At 72.8% G+C, this 25267-nt stretch carries 18 protein-coding genes, 2 tRNA genes and 1 pseudogene; 14 read left to right on the top strand and 7 right to left on the bottom strand.

Going from position 1 to position 25267, the window contains the following annotated elements:
• The 4 genes from FK498_RS08345 to FK498_RS08330 all read left to right on the top strand — a co-directional run.
• Window positions 1-683, top strand: a 683-nt coding sequence (locus FK498_RS08345; RefSeq protein ID WP_141853485.1) for an efflux RND transporter periplasmic adaptor subunit, incomplete at its 5' end; no start/stop codon positions are given.
• A gap of 18 nt (window positions 684-701) precedes the next feature.
• A complete protein-coding gene (locus FK498_RS08340) occupies window positions 702-3767 on the top strand; it encodes an efflux RND transporter permease subunit (protein WP_141853483.1) in 3066 nt (1021 codons plus the stop codon).
• Window positions 3768-3845: 78 nt separating this feature from the next.
• Complete coding sequence (locus FK498_RS08335) at window positions 3846-4592, top strand: creatininase family protein (RefSeq protein ID WP_141853481.1); 747 nt, start codon at window positions 3846-3848, stop codon at window positions 4590-4592.
• A complete protein-coding gene (locus tag FK498_RS08330) occupies window positions 4589-5872 on the top strand; it encodes an MFS transporter (RefSeq protein WP_161988353.1) in 1284 nt (427 codons plus the stop codon). The genes FK498_RS08335 and FK498_RS08330 overlap by 4 nt, the downstream gene beginning before the upstream one ends.
• On the opposite strand, the gene FK498_RS08325 is transcribed toward FK498_RS08330, so the two are convergent.
• Window positions 5802-7223, bottom strand: coding sequence for an amidase (locus FK498_RS08325; protein ID WP_141853477.1), 1422 nt, complete (start codon window positions 7221-7223; stop codon window positions 5802-5804). The genes FK498_RS08330 and FK498_RS08325 overlap by 71 nt on opposite strands.
• An 80-nt stretch (window positions 7224-7303) precedes the next feature.
• On the opposite strand from FK498_RS08325, the gene FK498_RS08320 reads away from it, so the two are divergent.
• On the top strand, window positions 7304-9121 hold the full coding sequence (locus FK498_RS08320) for a thiamine pyrophosphate-dependent enzyme (protein ID WP_141853475.1): 1818 nt from the start codon (window positions 7304-7306) through the stop codon (window positions 9119-9121).
• A gap of 97 nt (window positions 9122-9218) precedes the next feature.
• Here FK498_RS08320 and FK498_RS08315 read toward each other — a convergent pair whose 3' ends face one another.
• From FK498_RS08315 to FK498_RS08305, 3 genes are read right to left on the bottom strand one after another with little or no spacing between them, the layout of a single operon-like run.
• Window positions 9219-9740 carry a chromate transporter gene (locus FK498_RS08315; RefSeq protein WP_141853473.1) on the bottom strand — a complete coding sequence of 174 codons (522 nt, stop codon included), beginning with the start codon at window positions 9738-9740 and terminating at the stop codon, window positions 9219-9221.
• Complete coding sequence (locus FK498_RS08310; protein WP_141853471.1) at window positions 9737-10282, bottom strand: chromate transporter; 546 nt, start codon at window positions 10280-10282, stop codon at window positions 9737-9739. The genes FK498_RS08315 and FK498_RS08310 overlap by 4 nt, the downstream gene beginning before the upstream one ends.
• 18 nt (window positions 10283-10300) lie before the next feature.
• The gene (locus FK498_RS08305) at window positions 10301-12109 is read right to left on the bottom strand and encodes a gamma-glutamyltransferase family protein (RefSeq protein WP_141853469.1); all 1809 of its coding nucleotides are present in this window, start codon (window positions 12107-12109) and stop codon (window positions 10301-10303) included.
• Window positions 12110-12234: 125 nt separating this feature from the next.
• Here FK498_RS08305 and FK498_RS08300 point away from each other — a divergent pair, with 125 nt between their 5' ends.
• The 6 genes from FK498_RS08300 to FK498_RS08275 all read left to right on the top strand — a co-directional run bounded on the left by FK498_RS08300 (window position 12235) and on the right by FK498_RS08275 (window position 19524).
• A complete protein-coding gene (locus FK498_RS08300) occupies window positions 12235-15093 on the top strand; it encodes a molybdopterin oxidoreductase family protein (RefSeq protein ID WP_141853467.1) in 2859 nt (952 codons plus the stop codon).
• A complete protein-coding gene (locus FK498_RS08295; protein ID WP_141853465.1) occupies window positions 15090-15815 on the top strand; it encodes a 4Fe-4S dicluster domain-containing protein in 726 nt (241 codons plus the stop codon). Before FK498_RS08300 ends, FK498_RS08295 begins: the two co-directional genes overlap by 4 nt.
• 4 nt (window positions 15816-15819) lie before the next feature.
• Window positions 15820-16770 (top strand): DmsC/YnfH family molybdoenzyme membrane anchor subunit, encoded by a 951-nt coding sequence (locus tag FK498_RS08290; protein WP_141853463.1) that lies wholly within the window; start codon window positions 15820-15822, stop codon window positions 16768-16770.
• Between the two features lie 14 nt (window positions 16771-16784).
• Window positions 16785-17567 carry a 2-oxo-tetronate isomerase gene (gene otnI / locus FK498_RS08285; RefSeq protein WP_141853461.1) on the top strand — a complete coding sequence of 261 codons (783 nt, stop codon included), beginning with the start codon at window positions 16785-16787 and terminating at the stop codon, window positions 17565-17567.
• A gap of 31 nt (window positions 17568-17598) precedes the next feature.
• Window positions 17599-18483 carry a 2-hydroxy-3-oxopropionate reductase gene (locus tag FK498_RS08280; protein ID WP_237560882.1) on the top strand — a complete coding sequence of 295 codons (885 nt, stop codon included), beginning with the start codon at window positions 17599-17601 and terminating at the stop codon, window positions 18481-18483.
• Window positions 18484-18639: 156 nt separating this feature from the next.
• Window positions 18640-19524, top strand: coding sequence for a helix-turn-helix domain-containing protein (locus FK498_RS08275; protein WP_141853457.1), 885 nt, complete (start codon window positions 18640-18642; stop codon window positions 19522-19524).
• A 54-nt stretch (window positions 19525-19578) separates the two neighbouring features.
• On the opposite strand, the gene FK498_RS08270 is transcribed toward FK498_RS08275, so the two are convergent.
• From FK498_RS08270 to FK498_RS08260, 3 genes are all read right to left on the bottom strand, one after another.
• Window positions 19579-22176 carry a GNAT family N-acetyltransferase gene (locus FK498_RS08270; protein WP_141853455.1) on the bottom strand — a complete coding sequence of 866 codons (2598 nt, stop codon included), beginning with the start codon at window positions 22174-22176 and terminating at the stop codon, window positions 19579-19581.
• Window positions 22177-22315: 139 nt separating this feature from the next.
• Window positions 22316-22391: transfer RNA gene (locus FK498_RS08265), tRNA-Asn, on the bottom strand.
• A gap of 70 nt (window positions 22392-22461) precedes the next feature.
• A tRNA-Cys gene (locus FK498_RS08260) sits at window positions 22462-22535 on the bottom strand.
• Window positions 22536-22686: 151 nt separating this feature from the next.
• Between FK498_RS08260 and FK498_RS08255 the strand changes: the two genes are divergently transcribed.
• From FK498_RS08255 to FK498_RS08245, 3 genes and pseudogenes are all read left to right on the top strand, one after another.
• On the top strand, window positions 22687-23346 hold the full coding sequence (locus FK498_RS08255) for a protein-L-isoaspartate O-methyltransferase (protein ID WP_141853453.1): 660 nt from the start codon (window positions 22687-22689) through the stop codon (window positions 23344-23346).
• 231 nt (window positions 23347-23577) lie between these two features.
• The gene (locus tag FK498_RS08250; protein ID WP_141853451.1) at window positions 23578-24978 is read left to right on the top strand and encodes a TolC family outer membrane protein; all 1401 of its coding nucleotides are present in this window, start codon (window positions 23578-23580) and stop codon (window positions 24976-24978) included.
• Window positions 24979-25012: 34 nt separating this feature from the next.
• Window positions 25013-25267: pseudogene (locus tag FK498_RS08245) on the top strand (hypothetical protein); the annotation flags it as partial.

The following is a 25267-nucleotide window of genomic DNA, read 5'->3' as shown; positions in this document are numbered from 1 at the left end:
CGCGCGACCAGGCGGTGGCGACGCTGCGCACCGCCACGGCGGCGGTCGAGCTCGCGCGCGCGCGGCTCGCGAAGTACAGCCTCGCCGCGCCGTTCGACGGCATGGTCGGGCTCAGGCGCGTCAGCCCCGGCGCCTTCGTCGATGTCGGCGCCGAGATCGTCACCCTGGTGAGCATCGATCCGATCAAGCTCGACTTCCGCGTGCCCGAGGTGTTCCTCGCGCGCGTGCGCGAGGGGCAGAAGATCGCGGTCTCGGTCGACGCCTTCCCGGGGCGCAGCTTCCCCGGACAGGTCGTCGCGATCGAGCCGGCGATCGACCCGGCCGGCCGCAGCATCGCGATCCGCGCCAGCCTGCCCAACGGCGACGGCATCCTCCGCCCGGGCCTGTTCGCGCGCGTGACGCTCACGCTGCGCGAGGAGCCGGAGGCGATCATGGTGCCGGAGGCGGCGATCGTGCCGTTCGGCGGCCAGCTCCTGGTGATGAAGGTGGTGGACGGCAAGGCGCAATCCCAGCCGGTCACGCTCGGGCTCAGGCGCCAGGGCAAGGTGCAGGTGACGCAGGGCCTGGCGCCCGGCGACGTCGTCGTCACCGCCGGGCAGATGAAGCTCCAGCCCGGCGCCTCGGTCGCGGTGCTGCCGCCGGAGGCCGCGCCGGCGGCGCCGAACGGCGCGCCGCGCGGCTGAGCCGGAGCCCGAGCCGCCATGGTGCTCTCCGAGCTCTCGATCCGCCGCCCGGTGCTCGCCACCGTGATGAGCCTGATGATCATGCTGGTCGGTCTGGTCAGCTACCAGCGCCTGACCGTGCGCGAGTACCCCAACATCGACGAGCCGGTGGTCACGGTCGAGACCACCTATCGCGGCGCCTCGGCCGAGATCGTCGAGAGCCGCATCACCACCCCGCTCGAGGAGAGCCTTGCCGGCATCGAGGGGATCGAGGTGATGTCCTCGATCAGCCGCCAGGAGCGGAGCCAGATCACGCTGCGCTTCGTCGTCACGCGCGACCCCGACGGCGCGGCGAACGACGTGCGCGACCGGGTGGCGCGCGTGCGCAACCAGCTTCCCGACGAGATCGAGGAGCCGGTGGTGCAGAAGGTCGAGGCCGATGCGCAGCCGATCATCTATCTCGCCTTCTCCTCCGACCGGCACACGCCGCTGGAGGTGACCGACATCGCCGACCGGCTGGTGAAGGCTCGGCTGCAGAACCTGCCCGGTGTCGCGAATGTGCGCATCTTCGGCGAGCGCCGCTTCTCGATGCGGCTCTGGCTCGACCCGGTCCGCATGGCGGCCTACGGCCTCACACCGGCGGATGTCGAGGATGCGCTGCGCGCCCAGAACGTCGAGATCCCGACCGGGCGGATCGAGAGCACGAACCGCGAGTTCAACGTCGTCGCCGAGACCGACCTGCGCACGCCGGCGCAGTTCGAGGGTTTGCGCATCCGCGAGGTGAACGGATACATCGTGCGCCTCGCCGACATCGGCCGCGCCGAGATCGGCGCCGAGGACGAGCGCGTGATCGCCCGCTACAACGGCGAATCGGCGGTCGCCCTCGGCATCATCAAGCAGGCGACCGCGAATCCGCTCGACGTCAGCCAAGCGGTGCGGGAGAGCTTCCCCGCGATCGAGGCGCTGCTGCCGGAAGGGATGCGCGTCGCGGTGGGCTACGACTCCTCGATCTTCATCGACCGCGCGATCGCGAACGTGTTCCGGGTGATGGCCGAGGCGGTGCTGTTCGTCCTGGTCGTCATCTTCCTGTTCCTGCGCAACCTCCGCGCCACGCTCGTCCCGCTGGTGACCATCCCGGTCAGCCTGATCGGCGCCTTCGGCTTCATGTTCGCCATGGGCTTCTCGGTGAACACGCTGACGCTGCTCGCCTTCGTGCTCGCCGTGGGCCTGGTCGTCGACGACGCGATCGTGATGCTCGAGAACATCGCGCGCTACGTCGAGCGGGGGATGAAGCCGTTCGAGGCGGCGCTCAAGGGCTCGCGCGAGATCGGCTTCGCGATCGTGGCGATGACGCTGACGCTCGCCGCGGTCTATGTGCCGATGGCGTTCCAGACCGGGCGGACGGGGCGGCTCTTCATCGAGTTCGCGCTCACCCTCGCCTCGGCGGTGGTCGTCTCGGGCTTCGTCGCGCTCACCCTCTCGCCGATGATGTGCTCGAAGCTCCTGAAGCCGCAGCAGCACCACGGCGCGGTCTGGCGCTTCGGCGAGCGGGTGCTCGACGGCCTGACCGCGAGGTATCGCCGGCTGCTTGCCGCCAGCCTGCGCGCGCGCCCGATCGTGATCGCGGTCGCGCTGCTGGTCGGCGGCTTCTCCTGGATCATGGTGAACACGCTGAAGAGCGAGCTCGCGCCGACCGAGGATCGCGGCTTCGTCATCGGCATCGCGATCGCGCCCGACGGCGCGACCATCGACTACACCAGCCGCTGGCTGCGCCCGCTGGAAGCCGCGTTCGGCAGCCGCGAGGAGGTCGAGCGCTTCTTCACCGTCGCGGGCTACCCGGTGGTGAGCCAGGGGATCATGTTCGCCGGGCTGAAGGACTGGTCCGAGCGGGAGATCTCCTCGCCGGCGCTGGCGCAGCAGCTCTTCCCGCAGTTCTTCGCGACCCCGGGCGTGCTCGCCTTTCCGGTGATCCCGCCGAGCCTCGGCCAGAGCCCGATCGAGAAGCCGGTGCAGTTCGTGCTGCAGACCTCCGGCCCCTACGAGGAGCTGCAGAAGGCGGTCGAGCTGATGCTCGCCGAGGCGCGCAGGATTCCCGGCCTCTCGGGGCTGGATACCGATCTCAGGCTGAACACGCCCCAGCTCCGCCTGACGGTCGATCGCGACAAGGCGGCCGCGCTCGGCCTCTCGGAGCAGGTGATCGCGCGCGCGCTCGAGACGCTGCTGGGCGGCCGCAAGGTCACCACCTTCAAGCTGAACGGCAAGCAGTACGACGTGATCGTGCAGGTGGAGCCGCAGGATCGCACGCGGCCGCAGGACGTGACCAACCTGTTCCTGCGCACGCCCTCGGGGCAGGAGGTGCAGCTCGCCAACCTGGTCCGGCTCGAGGAGACGATCGCCCCGCGCGAGCTCAACCACTTCAACAAGCTGCGCTCGGCGACGATCAGCGCCACGCTCACGCCCGAAACGACGCTCGGCGAGGCGCTCGCCGCGCTGAACGAGGCGGCCCAGCGCGTGCTGCCGAACACGATCCAGATCGACTACGGGGGACAGAGCCGCGAGTTCCGATCGGCCGCGGCGGGTCTCGCCGTCACCTTCGTTCTCGCGCTCCTGTTCATCTACCTCGTGATGGCGGCGCAGTTCGAGAGCTTCGTCGATCCCTTCGTCATCATGCTCTCGGTGCCGCTCGCCACCGGCGGAGCGCTCGCCGCACTGTTCCTCAACGGCATCTCGCTCAACGTCTACAGCCAGATCGGGCTGATCACGCTGATCGGGCTGATCACCAAGAACGGCATCCTGATCGTCGAGTTCGCCAACCAGCTGCGCGAGCAGGGCCGCGAGCTGTTCGAGGCGACGATCGAGGCGGCCTCCTTGCGCTTGCGCCCTGTGCTGATGACCACGGCCGCGACCATCCTGGGCGCGGTGCCGCTCGCCTTCGCGGTCGGCGCCGGCGCGGAGAGCCGCCAGGCGATCGGCTGGGTGGTGGTCGGCGGCATGTCGATCGGCACGCTGTTCACGCTGTTCGTGGTGCCGACCGCCTACACGCTGCTCGCGCGCCGCCACCGCCCCGAGGCGATCGCGCATCCCGCGCCTGCACCGGCGGAATAGCGCACCGGCTGGACGCGGGCAGGCGTCCACCGCACCCTGGCGATCCTGTCTGCCGTCCGTCGTCGGAGGAACGTCCTCATGCGCCTGTCGCTCTGCACCTGGGCCGAGGTCGAGGCCTATCTCGCCCGCTCGAAGGGGATCATCGTGCCGATCGGCTCGACCGAGCAGCACGGCCCGAACGGGCTGATGGGAACGGACGCGATCTGCGCCGAGGCGGTCGCGAACGGCGTGGGCGAGGCGACCGGCGCGCTGGTCGCTCCGGTGATCAGCATCGGCATGGCGCAGCACCATCTCGCCTTCCCGGGCTCGATCACCCTCAAGCCCTCGACGATGATCGCCTTCATCGCCGACTACGTGTTCTCGCTCGCGCGCCACGGCTTCCGCCGCTTCATGTTCATCAACGGCCACGGCGGCAACATCGCGCCGACCTCCACGGCCTTCAGCGAGATCTACGCCGCCGCCTCGCTCGATCCCTCCGGCACCGTGCCGCGACTGCGCTGCGTCCTGCGCAACTGGTTCGACGGCGAGGAGGTGGCGCGGCTCTCCAGGGAGTTCTACGGCGACAGGCTCGGCACCCACGCCACCGCGGCCGAGGTCGCGATGACCCAGTATCTGCATCCGGAGGCGATCAAGCGCGTCGCGATGCCGCCGGTGGTGCCGACGCGCAGGCGCTTCACCGACGCGCTCGACCTGCGCGAGCTGCATCCGGACGGGCGGATCGGCAGCGAGCCGGGCCTCGCCACGCCCGAGCACGGCCGGGCCCTCTACGAGGCGGCGGTGCGGGAGTGCGCCGCCGCCTGGACCGCATTCATGGGCGAGGCGTGAGCGGCACCGCCCCGGAGAGCGTCGGCCGGCTGTTCCGCCGCATCTCGCTGCCGCTTGCGGCGGGCGCGGCGCTCAATCAGCTCAACCGCGCGATCACGGCGGTCATCGCGCCCGACATCGCCGACGCCTTCGCGCTCTCCGCCGGCGATCTCGGCTTCCTCGGCGCGGTCTTCTTCGCCGCCTATGGCCTGGCCCAGCTCCCGGTCGGCGCGGCGCTCGACCGGCACGGGCCGCGGCGCGTGCAGGCGGCGCTGATGCTCGCGATCGCCGCCGGCGCGCTCGCCTTCGCCGCCGCGCAGGGGCTCGGCATGCTGGTCGCCGGGCGCGTGCTGCTCGGCGTCGGCGTCTCGGCCGCGCTGATGGCGCAGCTCAAGGCCACGCGCGAGTGGTTCCCCGCCGCCTCGGTTGCGACGGTGGCGGGCTGGTGCGTCGGCCTCTCCGCGCTCGGCGGCGTGGTTGCGACCGTGCCGGCCGAGGCGCTCACGGGCCTCGTCGGCTGGCGTGGCGTCTTCATCGTGATCGCGGCGATCGCGCTCGCCGCCGGGCTCTGGATCTGGCGTTCGGTGCCGGAGCGGCTTGCCGAGCGCTCGAGCGGAGGGCTTGTCGAGGAGCTGCGCGTGCTGGGCCAGATCTGCGCCCATCCGGGGTTCCAGCGGCTGATGCCGATGGTGGCCATGATGTCGGCGCTGAACTTCACCTGGCAGGGACTCTGGGCGGGGCCGTGGCTGCGCGACGTCGCCGGGCTGGACGGTGCGGCGCGCGCCGAGGTGCTGCTGGTCTATGCGCTCGGGCTGACGGTCGGATCGTTCCTCTCGGGCAGCGTCCAGGCGGCGCTGGTGCGGCGCGGGGCGCATCCGCTGGCGATGCTGGTCGGCTGCACCCTGGCGCTTCTTCTCCTACACCTCCTGCTGATCGCGCGCGTGCTCGCCGCGATCCCCTGGCTCTGGTTCTTCTGGCCGTTCTTCGCCTCGCCCGGGCCGGTCGGCTACACGCTGGTCTCGGCCCGCTTCCCCGCGCACATGACCGGCCGCGTCTCGACGACGATGAACGCGCTGATGCTGGTGATCGTGTTCGTCGCCCAGCACGGCATCGGCCTGATCCTCGATCTCTGGCCGCGCACGGAGGCCGGCGGATGGGATCCGCGCGGCTACGACGCGGCGATCGCCGTTTCGGCCGCGGTGCAGGCGGCAAGCCTGGTCTGGCTGCTGGTCAGGCGCGAGGGAGCGGCGGACGCCGGCGGTGCCAGTCCGTCGCCGCCTGGAACGCCACGCCGAGCCTGAACAGCGTGCCCTCGTCGAACGGTCGGCCGACGATCTGGTGGCCGACCGGAAGACCGTTCGCATCGAAGCCCGAGGGCAACGCGAGCGCGGGCAGGCCGAGATAGTTGATCGCGCCGACATGGCCGAGGAAGCCGGGCAGCAGCCGCGCGCGCTCCGGCGCACCCCAGTCCGTCTCCGCCAGCCGCGGCACCGGAATCCACGGCAGCGGCAGCGCGACCGCGTCGCACCGCGCGAACGTTTCTCGGCAGAACATGTCGATCGCGGCGCGGCGCCGCTCGAGCGCGTCCCGGTAGGCGGCCGGGTCGATCCCGCGCGCCTTGGCGAGCGAGGCGGCGGTGAGCGGCGCCAGCGCCTGTCCGTGCGTGTCGAGCCAGTGCCCGTGAGTCGCGGCCGCCTCGGCCATCAGCACGTTCAGGTGCGGCGCGCGCAGGGCCGCGAGGCCGAGCGGCGGCAGTTCCACCACGGTCGCGCCGGCCGCCCGCCAGGCCGCCGGCACCTCGGCGAGCACCGCCGCCACGCCGGGATCGAGGCCGTCCGAGAGCGAGCCGGCCGCGACGCCGACGGTGAGACCCTGCGCACCGGCATCGAGCCCGGCCATCCAGTCCGGCACGGGCGCGGCATCGCCGTGCGGGTCGTCCGGATCGGGACCGGCGATCACGGCGAGCACCAGCGCGCAGTCGCGCGCCGTGCGCGCGAGCGGCCCGATCGTGTCGAGGCTCGGCGAGAGCGGCATCGTGCCCGCACGCGGGACGCGGCCGAGGGTCGGCTTGATCCCGGTCACGCCGCAGCATGCGGCGGGAAAGCGGATCGAGCCGCCGGTGTCGGAGCCGAGGGCGGCGAACACCGCGCCGCATGCGACCGCGGCACCGGAGCCGGAGGACGATCCGCCGGGCACGCGGTCGGGGTCCCAGGGATTGCGCACGTGCCCGGTATGCGGGTTGTGCCCCGTCGGGTTGAAGGCGAACTCCGCCATGTTCAGGGTGCCGCAGTCGACCGCGCCGGCGGCGTCGAGCCGCGCGAGCACGGTCGCGGTGACGGCCGGCACCTGGCCGGCGAGCACGCGGCTGCCGCAGGGTGCCGGCCGGCCGGCGCGGAAGATCATGTCCTTGTGCGCCATCGGCACGCCGGCGAGCGGACCGACCGACCGTCCCGCCGCGAGCGCGGCATCGACCGACTCGGCCATGGCAAGCGCCCGCGCCGGCTCGATCGCGGCGGCGGCGTTGGTATGCGTCTGCCAGAGGGCGAGCGCGGCGAGCGCAGCCTCGGCGAGCGCGGCGGCGCGCACCTCGCGACGGCGCACGGCATCGCGCGCCTCGACGAGCGTCATGGTGGCGATCGTCGCCGCGTCCATTCCGGCCCCCGCTATCCGCCTTCGCGCCGTGCCACTATAAGGGCGGGCGGCAAGACCACGTCACCGGGGATCATCACACCATGGCGCATCTCGAGGCGAAGCCTGCCGGCGGCGCGCACGCGACCGTCAGGCACCAGGCCCGGCAGGGCGGACGCGTCATCGCCGACGCGCTGCGCACCCAGGGGGTGACGCATGTGTTCCAGGTGGCGGGCGAGAGCTTCCTCGGCCTGCTCGACGGGCTCTACGAGAACCGCAGCGCGATCCGCACCATCACGTGCCGCTTCGAGGGGGCGGCGGTGAACATGGCGGAGGCGCACGGCAAGCTGACCGGCCGGCCCGGCGTCGCGATCGTCACGCGCGGCCCGGGCGCGTGCCACGGCTCGATCGGCGTGCACATCGCCCAGCAGGACTCGACGCCGCTCGTGCTGCTGGTCGGCCAGATCCCGCGCGGTGATACGGATCGCGACGCGTTCCAGGAGGTCGACTACCGCCGCTTCTTCGGGGCCATGGCGAAGTGGGTGACGCAGATCGACGACGCCGCACGCATCCCGGAGCTGATCGCGCATGCCTTCCAGGTCGCGGTCTCCGGCCGTCCCGGCCCGGTGGTTGTGGCGCTGCCCGAGGACATGCAGACCGATCTGGTCGAGGTCGCGGACGGCCGACGCTACGTGATCCCGCGCGCGCTGCCCGATCCGGCGCTGATGGCGGAGCTGCACCGGATGCTCGCGCGCGCGAGGAAGCCTCTCGTGATCCTCGGCAACGGCGCGGCCTGGACCGACCGGGGACGGGCGGATCTCGCCACCTGGATCACCGCCAACGACCTGCCCGCCGCGGTGGGATTCCGCCGCCAGTCGGTGTTCGACAACCACCTGCCGCAATATGTCGGCGATCTGGGCAATGGCGGCGATCCGGCACTGTTCGCCGCCGCCAGGGAGGCGGACCTCATCATCTCGGTCGGCTCGCGGCTCGGCGAGCCGGTGACGCAGGGCTACTCGGTGTTCACACCGCCCTCGATCGGCGTGCCGTTCGTGCACGTGATGCCGGAGGGGGCCGAGCTCGGCCGCGTCTATCAGGCCGATCTCGCGATCCAGGCGGATCTGAACGCCTTCGCCGCGGCCGCCGCGGCGCTGCCGCCGATCGATGCTCCCTGGCGGGCGTGGACCAGAAAGCTGCGCGCCCAGCGGCTGAAGTGGTCCACCGAGGTGCCGGACTACGAGGGACCGCTGAACCTCGCGCGCGCGATGCGCGAACTCGAGGCGATGCTGCCCGACGACGCGATCGTCACCACCGATGCCGGCAACTTCTCGGCCTGGGGCGCGCGCTTCATCAACTACAGGGGCACGCAGCGCCTGATCGGCCCCTGCTGCGGCGCGATGGGCTACTCGGTGCCGGCCGGCATCTCCGCCAAGCTGCTGTATCCGGAACGGACCGTGATCAGCATGACCGGCGACGGCTCGATGCTGATGACCGGCCAGGAGATCGCCACCGCCTTCCATCACGGCGTGAATCCGCTGGTGATGGTGTTCAACAACTCGATGTACGGCACGATCCGCATGCACCAGGAGCGCGACTATCCCGGCCGCGTCTCCGGCACCGCGCTCACCAATCCCGACTTCGCGAGGTTCATCGAGGCCTATGGCGGCCACGGCGAGGTGGTGCAGGCGACCGAGGAGTTCCGCCCGGCGGTGGAGCGCGCGCTCGCCTCGGGCAAGCCGGCGCTGGTCGAGCTGCGCATGAACCCCGACCAGGTGACGACGCGCACCACCATCTCGGCGATGCGCGCCGCCGCCGGGATCAAGCCGAAGCCCGCAGCGAAGAAGGATACGGGCAAGCCGATCGCCGCCTCGGCGCGCGCGCGCGCGAGCGCGAAGAAGCCGGCAGCGAAGCCGAAGCGCTGAGCCGTTCGAGCCGGTCCCGAGCCGTCGGAACCGGCTCCGGCATTTCCGGGCGCGCATCCTCACCCGATCCGGTGAACCCGCCTGATCGGGAACCCCGCTAAGGTGCCGCGAGCGCCCCGATCGCGGCGCCGCCCAGCAGCAGCACCAGCGGGTGCGCGCCGGTCGTGCCGCCGAGCACGGCGACCGCAGCGACCACGCCGACGACGAGGGGACTGGCGCCGAGGCTCGCGGCGATCAGCACGCCCGCTGCGGCGACCAGCCCGACCGAGACCGGCAGCAGCGCCTCCCGGATCGCCGCCTGGCGTCCCTGCGGCAGCCATGCCGCCCAGCGCCGGAACGCGAGAACGGCGAGCACGCTGGTCGGCCCGACGAAGGCGAGCATCACGGCGAGCCCCCCGATCCAGCCGGTGAGCGTCCAGCCGATCAGCCCGACCAGCATGGCGTTCGGTCCCGGGGCGGCCTGGCTGATCGCGTAGAGCTCGGCGAAACGTTCCGCCGTGAGCCAGGAACGGCTCTCGACCGCGATGCGGAAGAGCTCCGGCACGATGGCGATCGCGCCGCCGAACGACATCAGCGACAGGCCGAGCGCGGTCAGCATCACCTGGGCGAGCAGGCTCACGGCAGGCCTCCGCGCCGGAGCGCCCCGTGCAGGGCAATGGTGACCGGCAGCGCGGCCAGCAGCACGAGCGCGAGCGGCAGCCGCAGCACCGCGATCGCGGCGAAGATCGCCGCCGCCACGGCGAGGCTCGGCGCGCGGCGCCGCATCGGCTTCGCCATGCGCCAGGCCGTGCCGATCAGGAGCCCCGCGGCGGCGGCGGCCATGCCGAGCAGGGCCGACCGCACCTCGGGCAGCGTGGCGGCCGCGCCGATCAGGGTCGCGAGCGCCATCGCGATCAGCATCGGCACCACCACCATGCCGGCGACGGAGGCGGCCGCTCCCGCCCAGCCGGCGTGCCGGTCGCCCATCGCGGCTGCGAGGTTGATCACGTTCGGCCCGGGCAGGATCTGGCCGAGAGCCAGGAGCTCGGCGAACTCGGCCTCGCTCAGCAGGCGCCGCCGATCGATCAGCTCGCGCCGCGCGAAGGGCAGGGTGCCTCCGAAGCCCTGCACCGCGATCGTCATCCAGAGCAGGAACAGCGCGAGCGGCGTCAGTCTCTGCATCCGCTCCGCCCGCGCGTCTCAGCGTCCGACCGCGTAGCCCTGCATGCCGCGCGGATTGGCGCCCGCCTTCAGGAGCCCGCCCTCGCTGCGCGCCGCCGAGAGCCTCCCCTCGCTCCAGGGCGGTCCGACCTCGACGGCGTGGCCGCGTGCGCGCAGTTCGCCCGCGACCTGCTCGCCGAAGCGCTCCTCGATCACCACGCGGCCCGGGCGTGCCGGACGCGGCCAGAACGACGAGGGCCAGTGCTCGGCGTGGAAGCCGGGGGCATCGATCGCCTGCTGGATGTTGAGCCCGTGATGGACCATGCGCAGCAGGAGCGCCACCGACCACTGGTCCTGCTGTTCGCCGCCCGGCGTGCCGTAGGCCATCCACGGCCTGCCGTCCTTCAGCGCCATCGAGGGCGAGAGCGTGGTGCGCGGTCGCTTGCACGGTGCCAATCCGTTCGGATGGTCCTCGCGCAGCCAGAACATCTGCCCGCGCGTGCCGAGCGGGAAGCCGAGCGCGGGGATCACCGGCGAGGATTGCAGCCAGCCGCCCGAGGGGGTGGCCGAGACCATGTTGCCGTGCCGGTCGATCACGTCGAGGTGGCAGGTGTCGCCGCCGACCGCGCCGAGGCGGGCCACCGTCGGCTCGCCCGCGCCGGTGTTCGAGCCGTAGGAGGCCGCCGCACGGTCCTTCGCCGCGTGATCGACCCAGGGCGTCGTCCGCCCGGGCACGTCGCCGGGGCGGAGTTCGAGCGAGGCGCGCTCGCCGATCAGGCGCCGGCGCGCCTCGTTGTAGGCGTCGGACAGGAGATGCGCGATCGGAACATCGACGAAGTCGGGGTCGCCGTACCAGGCCTCGCGGTCGGCGAAGGCGAGCTTCTGCGCCTCCACGACCGTGTGCACGAACGCGGCCGAGGTCGGGCCCATCGCGCCGAGGTCGAAGCCCTTGAGCAGGGCGAGCGTCTGCAGATGCACCGGCCCCTGGCTCCAGGAGCCCGGCTTCAGCACCGTCACCCCGTGGTAGTCGTAGGCGAGAGGCGCTTCGTAGCGCGCCTGCCAGCGCGCCAGGTCGTCGGCCGAGAGGACGCCGCGGTTGCGCCGCCCGGTGACGTCCATCACCTCCTCCGTCCGCACGAAGCGGTCGATCGCCTCGGCGACGAAGCCGCGATACCAGGCGGCGCGCGCGGCCTCGATCTGCGCCACCCGGTCGGATCCCGCGGCCTCGGCCTCGCGCACGATGCGCGCGTAGGTCTCGGCGAGGGCGGGGTTGCGGAACAGCGAGCCGGGGGCGGGCACGGCGCCGCCCGGCAGGAACACGGCCGCCGAGCTCGTCCATTCCTGCTCGAACAGCGGCTGTATGGTGGCGATCGTCGCGGAGATGCGCGGCACCACCGGCATGCCGTCGCGCGCATAGCCGATCGCCGGGGCGAGCGCCTCGGCCACCGTGATCGTGCCATGGTCGCGCAGCATCAGCATCCAGGCGTCGAACGCGCCGGGCACGACGGCCGGCAGGAGCCCCGTGCCGGGCACGAGGTCGAGGCCGAGCGTGTCGCGGAAGTGGGCGACCGTCGCCCTGGCCGGTGCCGGCCCCTGGCCGCAGATCACGTGCTGGCGGCGCTCGCGCGCGCTGTGGAGGATGATCGGCACGTCGCCTGCCGGCCCGTTCAGGTGCGGCTCGACGACCTGGAGCGTGAACCCGGCCGCGACCGCGGCGTCGAAGGCGTTGCCGCCGCGTTCGAGCACGCCCATGCCGACGGCCGAGGCGATCCAGTGCGTGGAGGCCACCACGCCGAACGTACCCAGGATCTCGGGCCGCGTGGAGAACTCGGGCGACCAGGCAGTCATCGCATCCCTCCCGTTGAACACCCGACCCTAGCGGTCAAGCGCGTGCGCGAGAAGACGCGCCGCGGCATTTGACGCGCGCGCGTCCAGCACCTAGCGTCCGTCACCGGAGCCGCCAGGATCCCCGCATGGAACGCCTCGATCCTTCGCCACCCGTCTCGGACGAGGTGAAGCACACCACCTGCTACATGTGCGCCTGCCGCTGCGGCATCCGCGTGCACCTGAGGAACGGGCAGGTGCGCTACATCGAAGGCAACCCCGACCATCCGGTGAATCGCGGCGTGCTCTGCGCCAAGGGTTCGGCCGGCATCATGAACCACTACTCGCCCGCACGGCTGAGGAAGCCCCTCAAGCGGGTGGGCGAACGGGGCTCCGGCGAGTTCGTCGAGATCGCGTGGGACGAGGCGCTGGCGATCGCCGAGTCCTGGCTGCGCGAGGCGCGCGAGAAGGACCCGCGCAGGCTCGCCTTCTACACGGGGCGCGACCAGAGCCAGGGCCTGACCGGCTGGTGGGCGCAGATGTACGGCACGCCGAACTACGCCGCCCATGGCGGGTTCTGCTCGGTGAACATGGCCGCCGCCGGACTCTACACGCTCGGCGGCTCGTTCTGGGAGTTCGGCGAGCCCGATTTCGAGCGCACGAAGCTGTTCCTGATGTTCGGCGTGGCCGAGGACCATGACAGCAATCCGATCAAGCTCGGGCTCGCCGAGCTGAAGAGGCGCGGTGCCACCTTCATCTCGGTGAACCCGGTGCGCACCGGATACTCCGCGATCGCGGATCGCTGGGTGCCGATCCGCCCCGGCACCGACGGCGCGCTGGTGCTCGCGCTGGTGCACGAGCTGCTCAAGGCGCGTCGGGTGGATCTCGATTTCCTGGCGGACTACACGAATGCGGGCTGGCTGGTGATCGACGACCCGCGCGGTCCCGATGACGGGCTGTTCGCGCGCGACGAGGCCGGCACGCCGCTGGTGCTGGATCGCGGCGGCGCGCCCAGGCCCTGGAACGGCGAGGGCGTGCGCCCGTTGCTCGCGCGGCCGGCGACGCTTGCGGACGGACGGCGTGCGAAGCCCGTGTTCCTGCTGCTCGCCGAGCGCTATCTCGACGAGCGCTACTCGGCCGATGCCGCCGCCGCGATCACCGGCGTGCCGGCGGAGGAGATCCGCGGTCTCGCCGCCGAGCTCGCGCGCGTCGCCTTCGACGAGAGGATCGAGATCGACCAGGTCTGGACCGACTGGCGCGGTGTCACGCATGACCGCTTCGTCGGCCGGCCGGTGTCGCTGCACGCGATGCGCGGCATCTCGGCGCACGCCAACGGGTTCCAGACCTGCCGCGCGCTGCATCTGCTGCAGCTGCTGCTCGGCGCGATCGATACGCCCGGAGCGTGGCGCTACAAGTCGCCCTATCCGCGTCCCGCCCCGCCGCCGATCCGCCCCGGCGGCAAGCCCGGCGAGCTCGGGCCCGGCAAGCCGATGCCGCGCCCGCCGCTCGGCTTCCCGATGGGGCCCGAGGATCTGCTGGTGGAGGCCGACGGGCGGCCGGTGCGGCTGGATCAGGGCTATTCCTGGGAAGCACCGATCGCCGCCCACGGGCTGATGCATCTCGTCATCCGCAATGCCTGGGCGGGTGAGCCCTATCCGATCGACGTGCTGTTCCTCTACATGGCGAACATGGCCTGGAACTCGGCCATGAACGCCGCCGGCACGGTGGCGATGCTGACCGACAAGCACGCCGACGGGTCCTACAAGATCCCGCGCATCATCTACTCGGACGCGTTCTTCAGCGAGACCGTCCCCTATGCCGACCTGGTCCTGCCCGACACCACGTATCTGGAACGATACGACTGCATCTCGCTGCTGGACCGCCCGATCGGCAAGGCGGAAGGACCGGGCGATGCGATCCGCCATCCGGTCGTGCCGCCCGACCGCGACGTCCGCCCCTTCCAGGACGTGCTCCTGGAGCTCGGCGCGCGGCTCGGCCTGCCGGGGATGGTGACCGAGGACGGATCGCCGAGATATCCCGGCGGCTATGCCGACTACATCGTCAACCACGAGCGCGCGCCGGGAATCGGCCCGCTCGCGGGCTGGCGCGGGCCGGACGGCGCGCTGCACGGCAAGGGGCCGCCCAACCCCCGGCAGCTCGAGCGCTACATCGCCCATGGCGGGTTCTGGCACTACGAGCTCCCATCCGAGGCGCTGTTCTTCAAGTTCGCCAACAAGGCGTATCTCGATCACGCCGTCGCCTTCGGGCTGATCGCCAAGGCCGAGCCGATCGTGCTGCAGCTCTATGTCGAGCCGTTGCAGCGCTTCCGCCTCGCCGCCCGCGGCCACGGGCCGATCCAGCCGCCCGAGCACCTGCGCGAGCGCGTGGCGACGCATTGCGATCCGCTGCCTGCGTGGCACCCGCCCTTCGAGGGGCAGATGGTGTCGGAGGCCGCCTTCCCGCTCCATGCGGTGACGCAACGGCCGGCGGCGATGTACCACTCCTGGGGCAGCCAGAACGCCTGGCTGCGCCAGATCCACGGCGAGAACCGGCTCTACATGAACCGCGGCACGGCCGCCGCACTCGGCATCGCCGACGACGACTGGGTGCACGTCACCTCGCATCACGGCAGGATCACCGTGCAGGTGCGGCTGATGGAGGGGGTGGAGCCGCACACGGTCTGGACCTGGAACGCGATCGGGAAGCGCGCCGGGGCCTGGAACCTCGACCCCCGCGCGCGCGAGGCGACGCACGGCTTCCTGCTCAACCACCTGATCAGCGAGCTTCTGCCCGATGGCAGGTTGCCGAACGCCGACCCGATCACCGGGCAGGCCGCGTGGTACGACCTGCGCGTCCGGGTCGAGAAGGCCGCCGTCGCGCCCGAGGCGGTCGAGCCTGCGCTGCCGCCGCTCGCGCGCCCGCCGGGGCTTGCCGACCCGCCGCGCCTGCTGCGCTACGGCGCGCAGTTCGGCCGCAGCCCCGAACGCCGCAGGGTCACTGCGGCATGACCGGCTACGTGACGCCGCGGCGACGTTTGGGCCTCGTCATAGACCTCGACACCTGCGTCGGCTGCCACGCCTGCGCGGTGAACTGCAAGGAGTGGAACACCGGCGGGCACTCGGCACCGCTGACCGATCTCGACCCCTACGGCCCCGCCGCCTCGGGCGTCTGGTTCAACCGCATCCACAGCTTCGAGGCGGGTGAGGGCAGGGCGGGGCGCACCGTCAACTTCCCGCGCTCCTGCCTGCACTGCGACGAGCCTGCCTGCGTCACCGTCTGCCCGACCGGCGCCTCCTACAAGCGCGAGGAGGACGGGATCGTGCTGGTCAATCCCGACACCTGCATCGGCTGCAAGCTCTGCTCCTGGGCCTGCCCCTACGGCGCGCGCGAGTATGACGAGGACGAGGGGGTGATGAAGAAGTGCACCCTCTGCATCGACCGCATCTACAACGAGACGATCCCGGAGGCCGAGCGCGTGCCCGCCTGCGTCTCCACCTGCCCGGCGCACGCGCGCCACTTCGGCGATCTGGGCGATCCCGCGAGCGAGGTCTCGCGGCTGGTCGCCGAGCGCGGCGGCTACGACCTGATGCCGGAGCTCGGCTACAGGCCGGTGAACAAGTATCTCCCGCCGCGGCCCGGCAGGCCGGCGCCGCCCCCGCAACCGGCCGAGCCCGACGCCGAGGGGCTCACGGGCTTCCTCGGCTGGGTGGACCGCATGCTGTCGCGCTGACCCCGTGCATCCCGCCCTTTCCGTCATCGTCTTCACCGTCGCCTCGGGCGCGGGCTACGGGCTGCTCGCGACCCTGGCGCTGCTCGCCGCGCTCGGCACGATCGCGCCCTCGCTCCCGCTCGGGCTTGCGGGCTTCGGGCTCGCGCTCGCGCTGGTCACGGGGGGGCTGCTCTCCTCGACGCTGCATCTGGGCCATCCCGAGCGGGCTTGGCGCGCCTTCTCGCAGTGGCGGACGTCGTGGCTCTCGCGCGAGGGCGTCGCCGCGGTCGCGACCTACCTTCCGGCCGGGCTGCTCGCGCTCCTCTTCACCTTCTTCGCGCCGGGACGGGCAACGCTCGCGATCCTCGGCCTGCTGACCGCCGCGGGCGCGGTCGCGACCGTGCTCTGCACCGCGATGATCTACCGCTCGCTGAAGCCGATCCATGCCTGGTGCAACCAGTGGACCGTGCCGGGCTATCTCGCGCTCGGCGCGGCGACCGGGCTCGCTCTCGCCTTCGCCGTTCTCGCTGCGTTCGGCGTGCCCGCCGCCGGCCCTGTCGGCATCGCGGCGATCGCCGCGCTCGCCGCCGCCTGGTGGGTCAAGCGCGCCTACTGGAGCTTCCTCGACACCGTGCCCGCGGCGTCCACGCCGGAGAGCGCGACCGGGCTCGGGCGGATCGGCAAGGTGCGCCTGCTCGATCCGCCGCACACCGGCGCGAACTACCTGGCGCGGGAGATGGGCTTCCGCATCGCGCGCAAGCATGCGACCAAACTGCGTGCGATCGCGATGGTCGCGGGGGTGGTGCTGCCTGCCGCCCTCGTGGCGGTCGCGCTCGCGACGACGCAGCCGCTGGCCAGCCTCGCGGCATGGCTCGCCGCGCTGCTGGCGCTCGCCGGCGCGCTCGTCGAGCGGTGGCTGTTCTTCGCCGAGGCGAAGCACACGACGATGCTCTATTACGGCGCGGCGAGCGCCTGAACCGGGGAAGCACGATGCCGAGATTCGCCGCCAACCTGTCGATGATGTTCACCGACGCGCCGTTCCTGCAGCGCTTCGAACGCGCCGCCGCCGCGGGCTTCCGCGCCGTCGAGTTCCTCTTCCCCTACGACTACAGCGCCGCCGAGGTGACGCAGGCCGCACGCGCGGTCGGGCTCGAGGTGGTGCTGTTCAACACCGTCCCCGGCGACTGGGCGAGGGGCGAGCGCGGGCTTGCCGCGATCCCCGGGCGCGAGGAGGAGTTCCGCGCCGGGGTCGCGAAGGCGCTCGACTATGCCGATGCGCTCGGCTGCCGGCAGATCCACGCGATGGCCGGGCTGGTGCCCGAGGGGGCGGACCGGGCGGCGATGCGCGCGACCTATCTCGAGAACCTCCGCTTCGCCGCCGAGGCCGCGGCCAAGACCGGCGTGACGGTACTGATCGAGCCGATCAACACCCGCGACATCCCCGGCTTCTTCCTCAACCGCACCGAGGAGGCGGCCGCGATCATCGCCGAGGTCGGCGCGCCCAACCTGAAGCTCCAGTTCGACATCTACCACCGCCAGATCATGCAGGGCGACCTGACCCCGGCGATCGAGACGCACCTGCCCCTGATCGCCCACATGCAGATCGCCGACACGCCCGGCCGCAACGAGCCGGGCACGGGCGAGATCAACTACCCCTTCCTGTTCGAGGCGATCGACCGGCTCGGCTACCAGGGCTGGATCGGCTGCGAGTACCGTCCGAAGGCGGGCACCGAGGAAGGGCTCGGCTGGTTCCGGCCGTATCGCGGCGGCTGACCATCGCGCAAGGCAACGGGAGAGGGATGGGATGAAGATCGGATTCATCGGCCTCGGCATCATGGGCCGCCCGATGGCGCTGAACCTGAAGAAGGCCGGCCACGACCTGATCGTGCCGGAGCGGGCGAGCCTGACCGGCGAGATCCGTGCCGCCGCGACGGTGGTGGCGGACGCGAAGGCGGTCGCCGCCGCCGCCGAAGTCGTCATCCTGATGGTGCCCGACACCCCGGATGTCGAGCAGGTGCTGTTCGGCCCGGGGGGTGTCGCGGAGGGGCTCAAGCCCGGCACGCTGGTGATCGACATGTCCTCGATCTCGCCCACCGCGACCAAGGACTTCGCCCGCCGCATCAACGCGAAGGGGTGCGACTACCTTGATGCGCCGGTCTCGGGCGGCGAGGTGGGCGCGAAGAACGCCACGCTGACCATCATGGTCGGCGGGCCGAAGCCCGCCTTCGAGCGCGCCCTGCCGCTGTTCCAGGCGATGGGCAAGAACATCACGCTGGTGGGCGAGGCCAACGGGGCGGGCCAGACCTGCAAGGTCGCGAACCAGATCATTGTCGCGCTGAACATCCAAGCCGTTTCGGAAGCTCTTGTTTTTGCTGCAAAGGCTGGCGCCGATCCGGCCAAGGTGCGCGAGGCTCTGATGGGCGGCTTCGCCAATTCGCGCATCCTCGAGGTGCACGCCGAGCGGATGATCAAGCGGACCTTCGCGCCCGGCTTCCGCATCCGGCTGCACCAGAAGGATCTGAACCTTGCGCTGAATGCCGCGCGCGAGATGGGCATGAGCCTGCCCAACACCGCGATCGCGCAGCAGATGTTCTCGGCGGTCGTGGCCGCCGGCGGGGCGGATCTCGACCACTCGGCGATGGTCCAGGCGATCGAGACGCTGGCCGCCGCCAAGCTGGCGCAGGGCTGAGCCTGTCCTGGCCGCTCGGGATCCGGCCCGCGCGACGATATTGCGCGCTTGAAGCGATCACCGGCGGGGGGTATTTCTTGTCCCGAGAGGATCGCCTCAGGACTGAGACGGCGTCCCGCGGCCGCAGGGCCTTCCGCAATCCGGGAGACACCGACCATGCGCTTCACCGAGATCGGCCAGCAGCTCCGTCAGTACCGTCTCGAATCCGGGCTGCGGGCGGAGGAGATCGCCGCCCGACTCGGCGTCAGCCGCGCCGCCCTCTACCGCTACGAGAAGGGCGAGGTCATCAAGCTCGACACCATCAAGCGGCTGGCCGAGCTCCTGAAGATCTCGCCGCTGAGCCTGCTCGGCATCGGCGTCGAGTACGTCTCGCGGGCCACCCTCTACTTCGACCGCATCCGTGCGATCGAGGAGGCGACCGACCAGATCCTGCATGTCGCCGGGCCGGTGCCCTATCTCGTCACCTCCGACGCCTTCGACGCCGCGCTCGCCGATGTCCTGGCGGATGCGGCCGAGGTCGCGGGGCCGGAGCGGCCGGCGCTGCGCGCCCAGTCGGACCAGCTGCTCGGCATCCTGCAGAGCCGCAAGAAGATCTACCAGGCGCGGCGTCCCTCGATCATCGCCATCGTCACGGTGGCGGCGCTGCAGCGCTTCCTTGAGGGCGGCGTTGGCGCCGGGGTGGCGGTCTCGGACCGCGTCCGCGCCCAGGCGCGCGCGGTCGCCGCCGCCGAGGTCGAGAACATCGCCGCGCTGATGGAGGCCGAGCCGATCGGGGTCCAGCTCGGCCTGATGCAGGGCGGCGAGCCGAACGGCGCGTTCCGCATCCTCCGCTCGCGCGAGCGTGCCTATCTCGCGATCAATCCGTTCCGGCTGGAGGCGCACCCGGCGGCGCAGACCGGCGTGGCGATGATCACCGGCGCCGACGAGGCGCTGGCGACGCACCAGAAGGTGGCCGAGGCGCTCTGGCGCGAGGCGCTGAAGGGAGCCGCCGCGGCGGCGCGGGTGCGCGAACTGGTCCGTGCCGCGCGCGTCGCCGCCTGACGCCGCGAGGCCTCATGCCGTGCCAGCCGAAGGGTCGGCCGGCATGGGGATGGCTTACGCGGCGAGCTCGCGCCGCGCCACCAGCAGCTCCGGGTCCTCCGGGTGGCGGGCGAGGGTGAAGCCCAGCCGCTCGACGAAGGCGCGCATCGGCCCGTTCTCCGCCAGCACCTCGCCGCTGAGCGCGGCGAGTCCCTGGCGGCGCGCCCATCCGAGCGCCTTCTGGATCAGCGCCCGGCCGAGCCCCTGGCCCTTCCGGTCCGACCGCACCACCACGGCGAACTCGCCCTCGGCGGACGCCGGGTCGCGCACGATCCGCACCACGCCGAGCGTCTCCGGCGTGCCGTCCGGCCCGGCGGCGGTGGCGATGAAGGCCATCTCGCGGTCGTAGTCGATCTGGGTCATCCGCGCGATCTGCTCGGCCGAGAGGGCGGCGATCGGCGCGAAGAAGCGCCGCCGGATGTCCTCGGGCGAGAGCCTGGCGAAGAAGGCGGCATGCGCCTCGGCGTCCTCGGGACGGATCGGCCGCAGCGTCACGGCCGTGCCGTCAGCGAGCCGCACGGTCTCCTCGAGTTCGGCCGGGTAGGGGGCGATCGCGAGATGCGCCGTGCCGGGCCGCGCCGCCGGGTCGAGCGCGATCCAGCCATCCACCGCCATCACGCCGGACGGCCCGGCCATCAGCGGGTTGACGTCGAGGGCGACGATCTCCGGCCAATCGACCGCGAGCTGGCTCACCCGCACCAGCACCTCGGCGAGGGCGGTGCGATCCGCCGCCGGGCGGTCGCGATGGCCGGCGAGCAGGGGAGCGATGCGACTGCGGGCGATCAGTTCGCCAGCGAGGGCGAGGTTCAGCGGCGGCAGCGCCACCGCCATGCCGCCGCGCAGGGCGGCCTCGGTGCCCCCGGCGCCGAAGCCGATCGCGGCCCCGAACATCGGGTCGCGCGCGAGCCTGAGCGCCGTCTCCTGCGCATCGCGCCGCCCGACCTGACGCTGCACCAGGAACCCCTCGATGCGCGCCGCGGGGGCGAGCCGGGCGATGCGCGCCGCCATCGCCGCGGCCGCGCGGGCGACCGCCGCCTCGTGCTCGAGGTCGAGCACCACGCCGCCGACCGCGGTCTTGTGCGCCAGATCCGGCGAGCGGATCTTCAGCACCACCGGAAAGCCGAGTGCGGCGGCGGCGGCGGCCGTGGACTCCGGGTCGCGCGCGCGCCGCGTCGGCACGCTCGGGATGCCGTAGGCGGCCAGCACCGCGAAGGCCTCGTCCTCGGTGAGCGTCGTCCGCCCGGCGCGATGCGCGGCGGCGAGCACGCGGCGCACGCTTGCGCGGTCCGGATCGATCGCCAGCACGGTGCGCGGTGGCAGTTCGCGCGCGGCTTGGCGCGCCCGGTGGTGTTCGACCAGCAGCGCGGCCGCGGCGGCAGCGCGTTCAGGGGTGGGGAAGGCGGGGATCCCCGCCCCATCCAGCCGGCGCCGGTCGGTCTCGCCGCGCGCCCCGCCCGGCCAGACCGCGAGCAGCGGCAGGCGCCTGCCGAGCGCGGCGGTGGCGGCGAGCGCTTCGGCCTCCGGGCTCGCGATCCCCTCCGCCGGGGCGACGCCGGGCGCCTGCACCGCGATCACCGCATCCGCAGCACCCGGGATGCCGGCGAGCGCTGCGGCCACCTCGGCGAGCCGATTGGGCGGAGCGGAATCCTCCAGGATCATCGGGTTGGAGCGTGCACTTTCGGGCGGAAGCAGAAGCCCGAGCGCGGCCGCGACCGGCTCCGCGGGCGGGGCGAGCGCGATCCCGTGCCGGACGAGCGCGCGCGCGGCGAGCGCGCCGAGCGCACGGCTGCCGGCGGCCACCGCGATCCGCTCGCCGTTCAGCGGACGCAGGCGCGCGAGGGTGGAGATCGCCGCCAGCATCGCGTCCATGCCGTCCACGCAGAGGATGCCGGCGCGGCGCAGCGCGGCAGCGAAGACCGCGTCCGCCGGCAGGCCGCCCTCCTCGGCCTCCCGGTCCGGCGTCGTGCGGATCGCCACCACCGGCCGGCCGCGCGCGGCGGCACGGGCGGCGGAGAGGAAGCCGCGCCGGTCCTTGATCCGGCTCACCTCGATCAGGATCGCCCCCGTGCCCGGGTCGCGCGCGAGCCAGTCGAGGCTTGCGGTGAAACCGACATCCTCGTTCCGGCCGAGCCCGATGACGGCGCTGAAGCCGAGGCCGAGGCTCGCGGCGTGGTCGATGAGCGCGCGCGCGAAGCCCCGCGACTGGCCGACCAGGGCAAGCGGACCCGGCGCGGGCATCGGCGCGACGAGCGATGCGTTCAGGCCGAGCCGGGGCAGGATCAGGCCGAGCGCGTGCCCGCCGAGGAAGCGCGGCCGCGGACCCGGCGCGGTCGGGGCCGGGCCGGTGAGGATCGCCCCACCCGCGCCTCTGGCCGCGAGCCGGGCCAGGATCGCCTCGGGCGACGCATCGGTGACGACCACCGCGAGGTCCGGTGCCTCGGGCAGGGCATCGATCGCCTCCGGCGCGACGTGGCGGACCGGTCCGGCGAAGCCGCCGGCGCGCAGATGGGCGAGCACCACCGCCGCAGCGGGATCGTCGCCGATCACCGCGACCGAGGCCGGTCGGAACAGGCGTGCGAGCGGGGCGGCGTGGGTCGGGAGGGTGCCGAGCATATGCTGCGATGCAGCATGGTGCCCGCTGTCCCCCGGCGCAAGGGGCGGCGCGGCGTTGCGATCCAGGCGCGCGCGGATCGTGATCGCACGCCGCCTCGGATGCGGTGTTTCGGCGGGCCGGAGTGGACGAAGAAAGAGATGGCTCCCCGAGCTGGACTCGAACCAGCGACACGCGGATTAACAGTCCGCTGCTCTACCAACTGAGCTATCGGGGACCGGTGAGCGGCAGTGTCTTAGATCACCGCCCAGGCGCGTGCAAGGTCACGGGCGGGCGGCTCGCGCGCCTGGAGGCCCGGGCCGGAATCGAACCGACGTCCGGGGATTTGCAGTCCCCTGCATGGCCACTCTGCCACCGGGCCGGGCACGCGCCGAAGCGCGGTGCATAGGGCTGCGACCGGGCCGGGTCAAGCGGCGCGGCCGCCCGGCCGGGCCGGCGACGGCGCGCCGCGTCCACCTTGTTGCGGCGCACCCGCTCCCCCTATAACCCCGCCGCAGCAAGGGGAACGACCGATGGACTTCGCCCGCGCGCGGCTGAACATGGTCGAGGGCCAGCTCCGGCCCAACAAGGTCACCGATCCGCGCATCCTCGCCGCCATGCTCGACCTGCCGCGCGAGCTCTTCCTGCCGGCCGAGAGACGTGCGCTCGCCTATCTCGACGAGGACATCCCGCTCGGCGGGGGCCGCGCGCTGATCGAGCCGATGGTGCTCGCCCGGCTGGTGCAGGCCGCCGAGGTGGAGGAGGGCAGCCGCGTTCTGGTGGTCGCCGCGGGCGCGGGCTACGGCGCGGCCCTGCTCGCCCGGCTTGCCCGCTCGGTGGTGGCGCTGGAGGCGCCGGGCGAGGCGGTGGAGCGGCTGCGCGCCGCGCTCGCCGCGATCGGGGTGACGGGTGTGCGCGTGGTCGGCGGGCCGGTAACCGAGGGCTGGGCGGCCGAGGCACCTTACGACGCGATCCTGATCGAGGGCGCGGTCGAAACCGTGCCGGAGGTCATCCTGGCCCAGCTCGTCGAGGGCGGGCGGCTCGTCACGGTCGAGGCCTCGGGGCGGCCCGGCGTGCTCGGCGTGGCGGTGCGCCTGGTGCGCCTCGCCGGCACGGTCACGCGGCTGCCGCTGTTCGACGCCGGCACGCCGCTCCTGCCCGAGTTCCGCCGCAAGCGCGGCTTCGTCTTCTGAGCGCCGGCTGCCACGCCCCCCGCGGCGCCGTGGCAGCCCGGGACGGTGCATGACATACTGGCGGGGGGCGCAGGGTCCTGCCGCGACGGCCGACCTGCGCGGCGGGTCGGACAGCCGCGCGAGGCCGGGGCGTTCGTGCCGCGCTGCCGAGCGTCCGTGGGGCGATCCTGCACGGATCGTTCATCTTGCCATGCCAAACGGGGGTGGGTGCTGACGATGCGCGAGCGGAGAATGGCCCGGGTCGTCCCGGGAGTCGGGCAGGCGCGGGCGGGCCGGGCCGCAGGGCTTGGCCTGATCGCCGCGCTGCTGTTCGCCGTCCCGGCCGCCGCGCAGCCGCTGCAGGAGGCGCTGGCCGCCGCCTATGCCAACAACCCGACGCTCCAGGCCGCGCGCGCGCGCATGCGCGCGACCGACGAGAACGTGCCGCAGGCGCTTGCGGGCTGGCGCCCGACCGTGACGCTGCAGGGCCGCGCCGGCTACGCCGATGGCACCTCCACCAACACCCGCGCCGGCACCCGGCTCGATACCGAGCGTGGCGTCCTCTCCGGCAGCGCCACCGTGATCCAGCCGCTCTACCGCGGCGGCCGCACGGTTGCGCAGACCCGGCGCGCCGAGGCCCAGGTGCTGGCCGAGCGCGCCAACCTCATCGCCACCGAACAGCAGGTGCTGCTGGATGCGATCACGGCCTATGTCAACGTGATCCAGAACCAGGAGGTGCTGCGGCTCGCCGAGAACAACGTGCGGGTGCTGACGCGCCAGCTCCAGGCCGCGCGCGACCGCTTCCGCGTCGGCGAGATCACCCGCACCGACGTGGCCCAGGCCGAGGCGCGGCTCGAGCGCGCCCGATCCGAGCGCGCCAATGCCGAGGGCCAGCTGCAGAACAGCCGGGCGCAGTTCGCGCGCGTGATCGGCGAGCCGCCAGGCACGCTGGTGCCGCCGCCGCCGATCCGCCCCGTCGCCGCCTCGGCCGACGAGGCGGCGCGGCTTGCCGAAGCCAACAGCCCGAGCGTGCTCCGCGCCCTGTTCGACGAGCAGGCGGCGGTGGCGAATGTCGACGTGATCTTCGGCGAGCTGCTGCCGAGCCTGAACCTCGAGGCGAGCACCTTCCGCAACGACAACACCTCGCAGCCCGGCACGCGCGCGACCGGCAGCCAGATCGTCGCCGCGCTGTCGGTGCCGCTGTACCAGGGCGGCCAGGAGCATGCGCGCGTCCGCCAGGCGAAGCAGCAGGCGGAGCAGGCGCGCGAGGCGGTGGCGGATGCGCGCCGGCGCGCGATCGAGGAGGCGCGCCGCGCCTGGGAGACGCTGACCGCGAGCCGTGCGCAGATCGGCGCCCTGCAGGCGCAGGTGCGCGCGAACGAGATCGCGCTCGACGGCGTGCAGCGCGAGGCGCTGGTCGGCAGCCGCACCACGCTCGACGTGCTGAACGCCGAACAGGAGCTCCTGGATGCGCGCGTCAACCTGGTGCGGGCGACGCGCGACGTGGTGATCGCCTCCTACGCGCTGGCCGCCACCGCAGGGCGGCTGACCGCGCGCGACCTGAACCTTCCCGTGCCGATCTACGACCCGGCCGACTACTACGGCTCGGTGCGGAACCGCTGGTTCGGCACCGACCTGCCGTCGCGCCGCTGAGCCGCCGCTGAGCCGAAGACGAGGAGCCGCCCCCATGGCCGAGCCCCAGAGGACCCAGCCCGGTGCGCCCGATCCGTCGATGGAGGACATCCTCGCCTCGATCCGGCGCATCCTCGACGACGAGACACCCGCCGGGACGCCGCCCGGGACGGGAGGCGATGAGGTGCTGGACCTGAGCGAGACGATGCTCGTGCCGGAGGATCGGGCCGCCAAGCCCGCGGCGGAGCCGACCCCGTCGCCCGCCGCCGCGCCGCCGACAGCGTCGGCGCCCGAGCCCGCACCGGCGGCC

The organism is Elioraea sp. Yellowstone (genome assembly GCF_006704265.1).
Lineage (GTDB): Bacteria > Pseudomonadota > Alphaproteobacteria > Acetobacterales > Acetobacteraceae > Elioraea.
Note: the sequence above shows the minus strand (reverse complement) of the source record. Positions and strands in the feature narration are given on the sequence as shown.

What these genes read in the sequence shown, in the direction of transcription:
- FK498_RS08320 (WP_141853475.1), top strand. Translation starts at nt 7,304, where the DNA reads ATGGCGCATCTCGAGGCGAAGCCTGCCGGCGGCGCGCACGCGACCGTC.
- FK498_RS08310 (WP_141853471.1), bottom strand. Translation starts at nt 10,282, where the DNA reads ATGCAGAGACTGACGCCGCTCGCGCTGTTCCTGCTCTGGATGACGATC.
- FK498_RS08270 (WP_141853455.1), bottom strand. Translation starts at nt 22,176, where the DNA reads ATGCTCGGCACCCTCCCGACCCACGCCGCCCCGCTCGCACGCCTGTTC.
- FK498_RS08300 (WP_141853467.1), top strand. Translation starts at nt 12,235, where the DNA reads ATGGAACGCCTCGATCCTTCGCCACCCGTCTCGGACGAGGTGAAGCAC.
- FK498_RS08255 (WP_141853453.1), top strand. Translation starts at nt 22,687, where the DNA reads ATGGACTTCGCCCGCGCGCGGCTGAACATGGTCGAGGGCCAGCTCCGG.
- FK498_RS08305 (WP_141853469.1), bottom strand. Translation starts at nt 12,109, where the DNA reads ATGACTGCCTGGTCGCCCGAGTTCTCCACGCGGCCCGAGATCCTGGGT.
- FK498_RS08275 (WP_141853457.1), top strand. Translation starts at nt 18,640, where the DNA reads ATGCGCTTCACCGAGATCGGCCAGCAGCTCCGTCAGTACCGTCTCGAA.
- FK498_RS08280 (WP_237560882.1), top strand. Translation starts at nt 17,599, where the DNA reads ATGAAGATCGGATTCATCGGCCTCGGCATCATGGGCCGCCCGATGGCG.
- FK498_RS08340 (WP_141853483.1), top strand. Translation starts at nt 702, where the DNA reads ATGGTGCTCTCCGAGCTCTCGATCCGCCGCCCGGTGCTCGCCACCGTG.
- FK498_RS08250 (WP_141853451.1), top strand. Translation starts at nt 23,578, where the DNA reads ATGGCCCGGGTCGTCCCGGGAGTCGGGCAGGCGCGGGCGGGCCGGGCC.
- otnI (WP_141853461.1), top strand. Translation starts at nt 16,785, where the DNA reads ATGCCGAGATTCGCCGCCAACCTGTCGATGATGTTCACCGACGCGCCG.
- FK498_RS08335 (WP_141853481.1), top strand. Translation starts at nt 3,846, where the DNA reads ATGCGCCTGTCGCTCTGCACCTGGGCCGAGGTCGAGGCCTATCTCGCC.
- FK498_RS08325 (WP_141853477.1), bottom strand. Translation starts at nt 7,223, where the DNA reads ATGGACGCGGCGACGATCGCCACCATGACGCTCGTCGAGGCGCGCGAT.
- FK498_RS08295 (WP_141853465.1), top strand. Translation starts at nt 15,090, where the DNA reads ATGACCGGCTACGTGACGCCGCGGCGACGTTTGGGCCTCGTCATAGAC.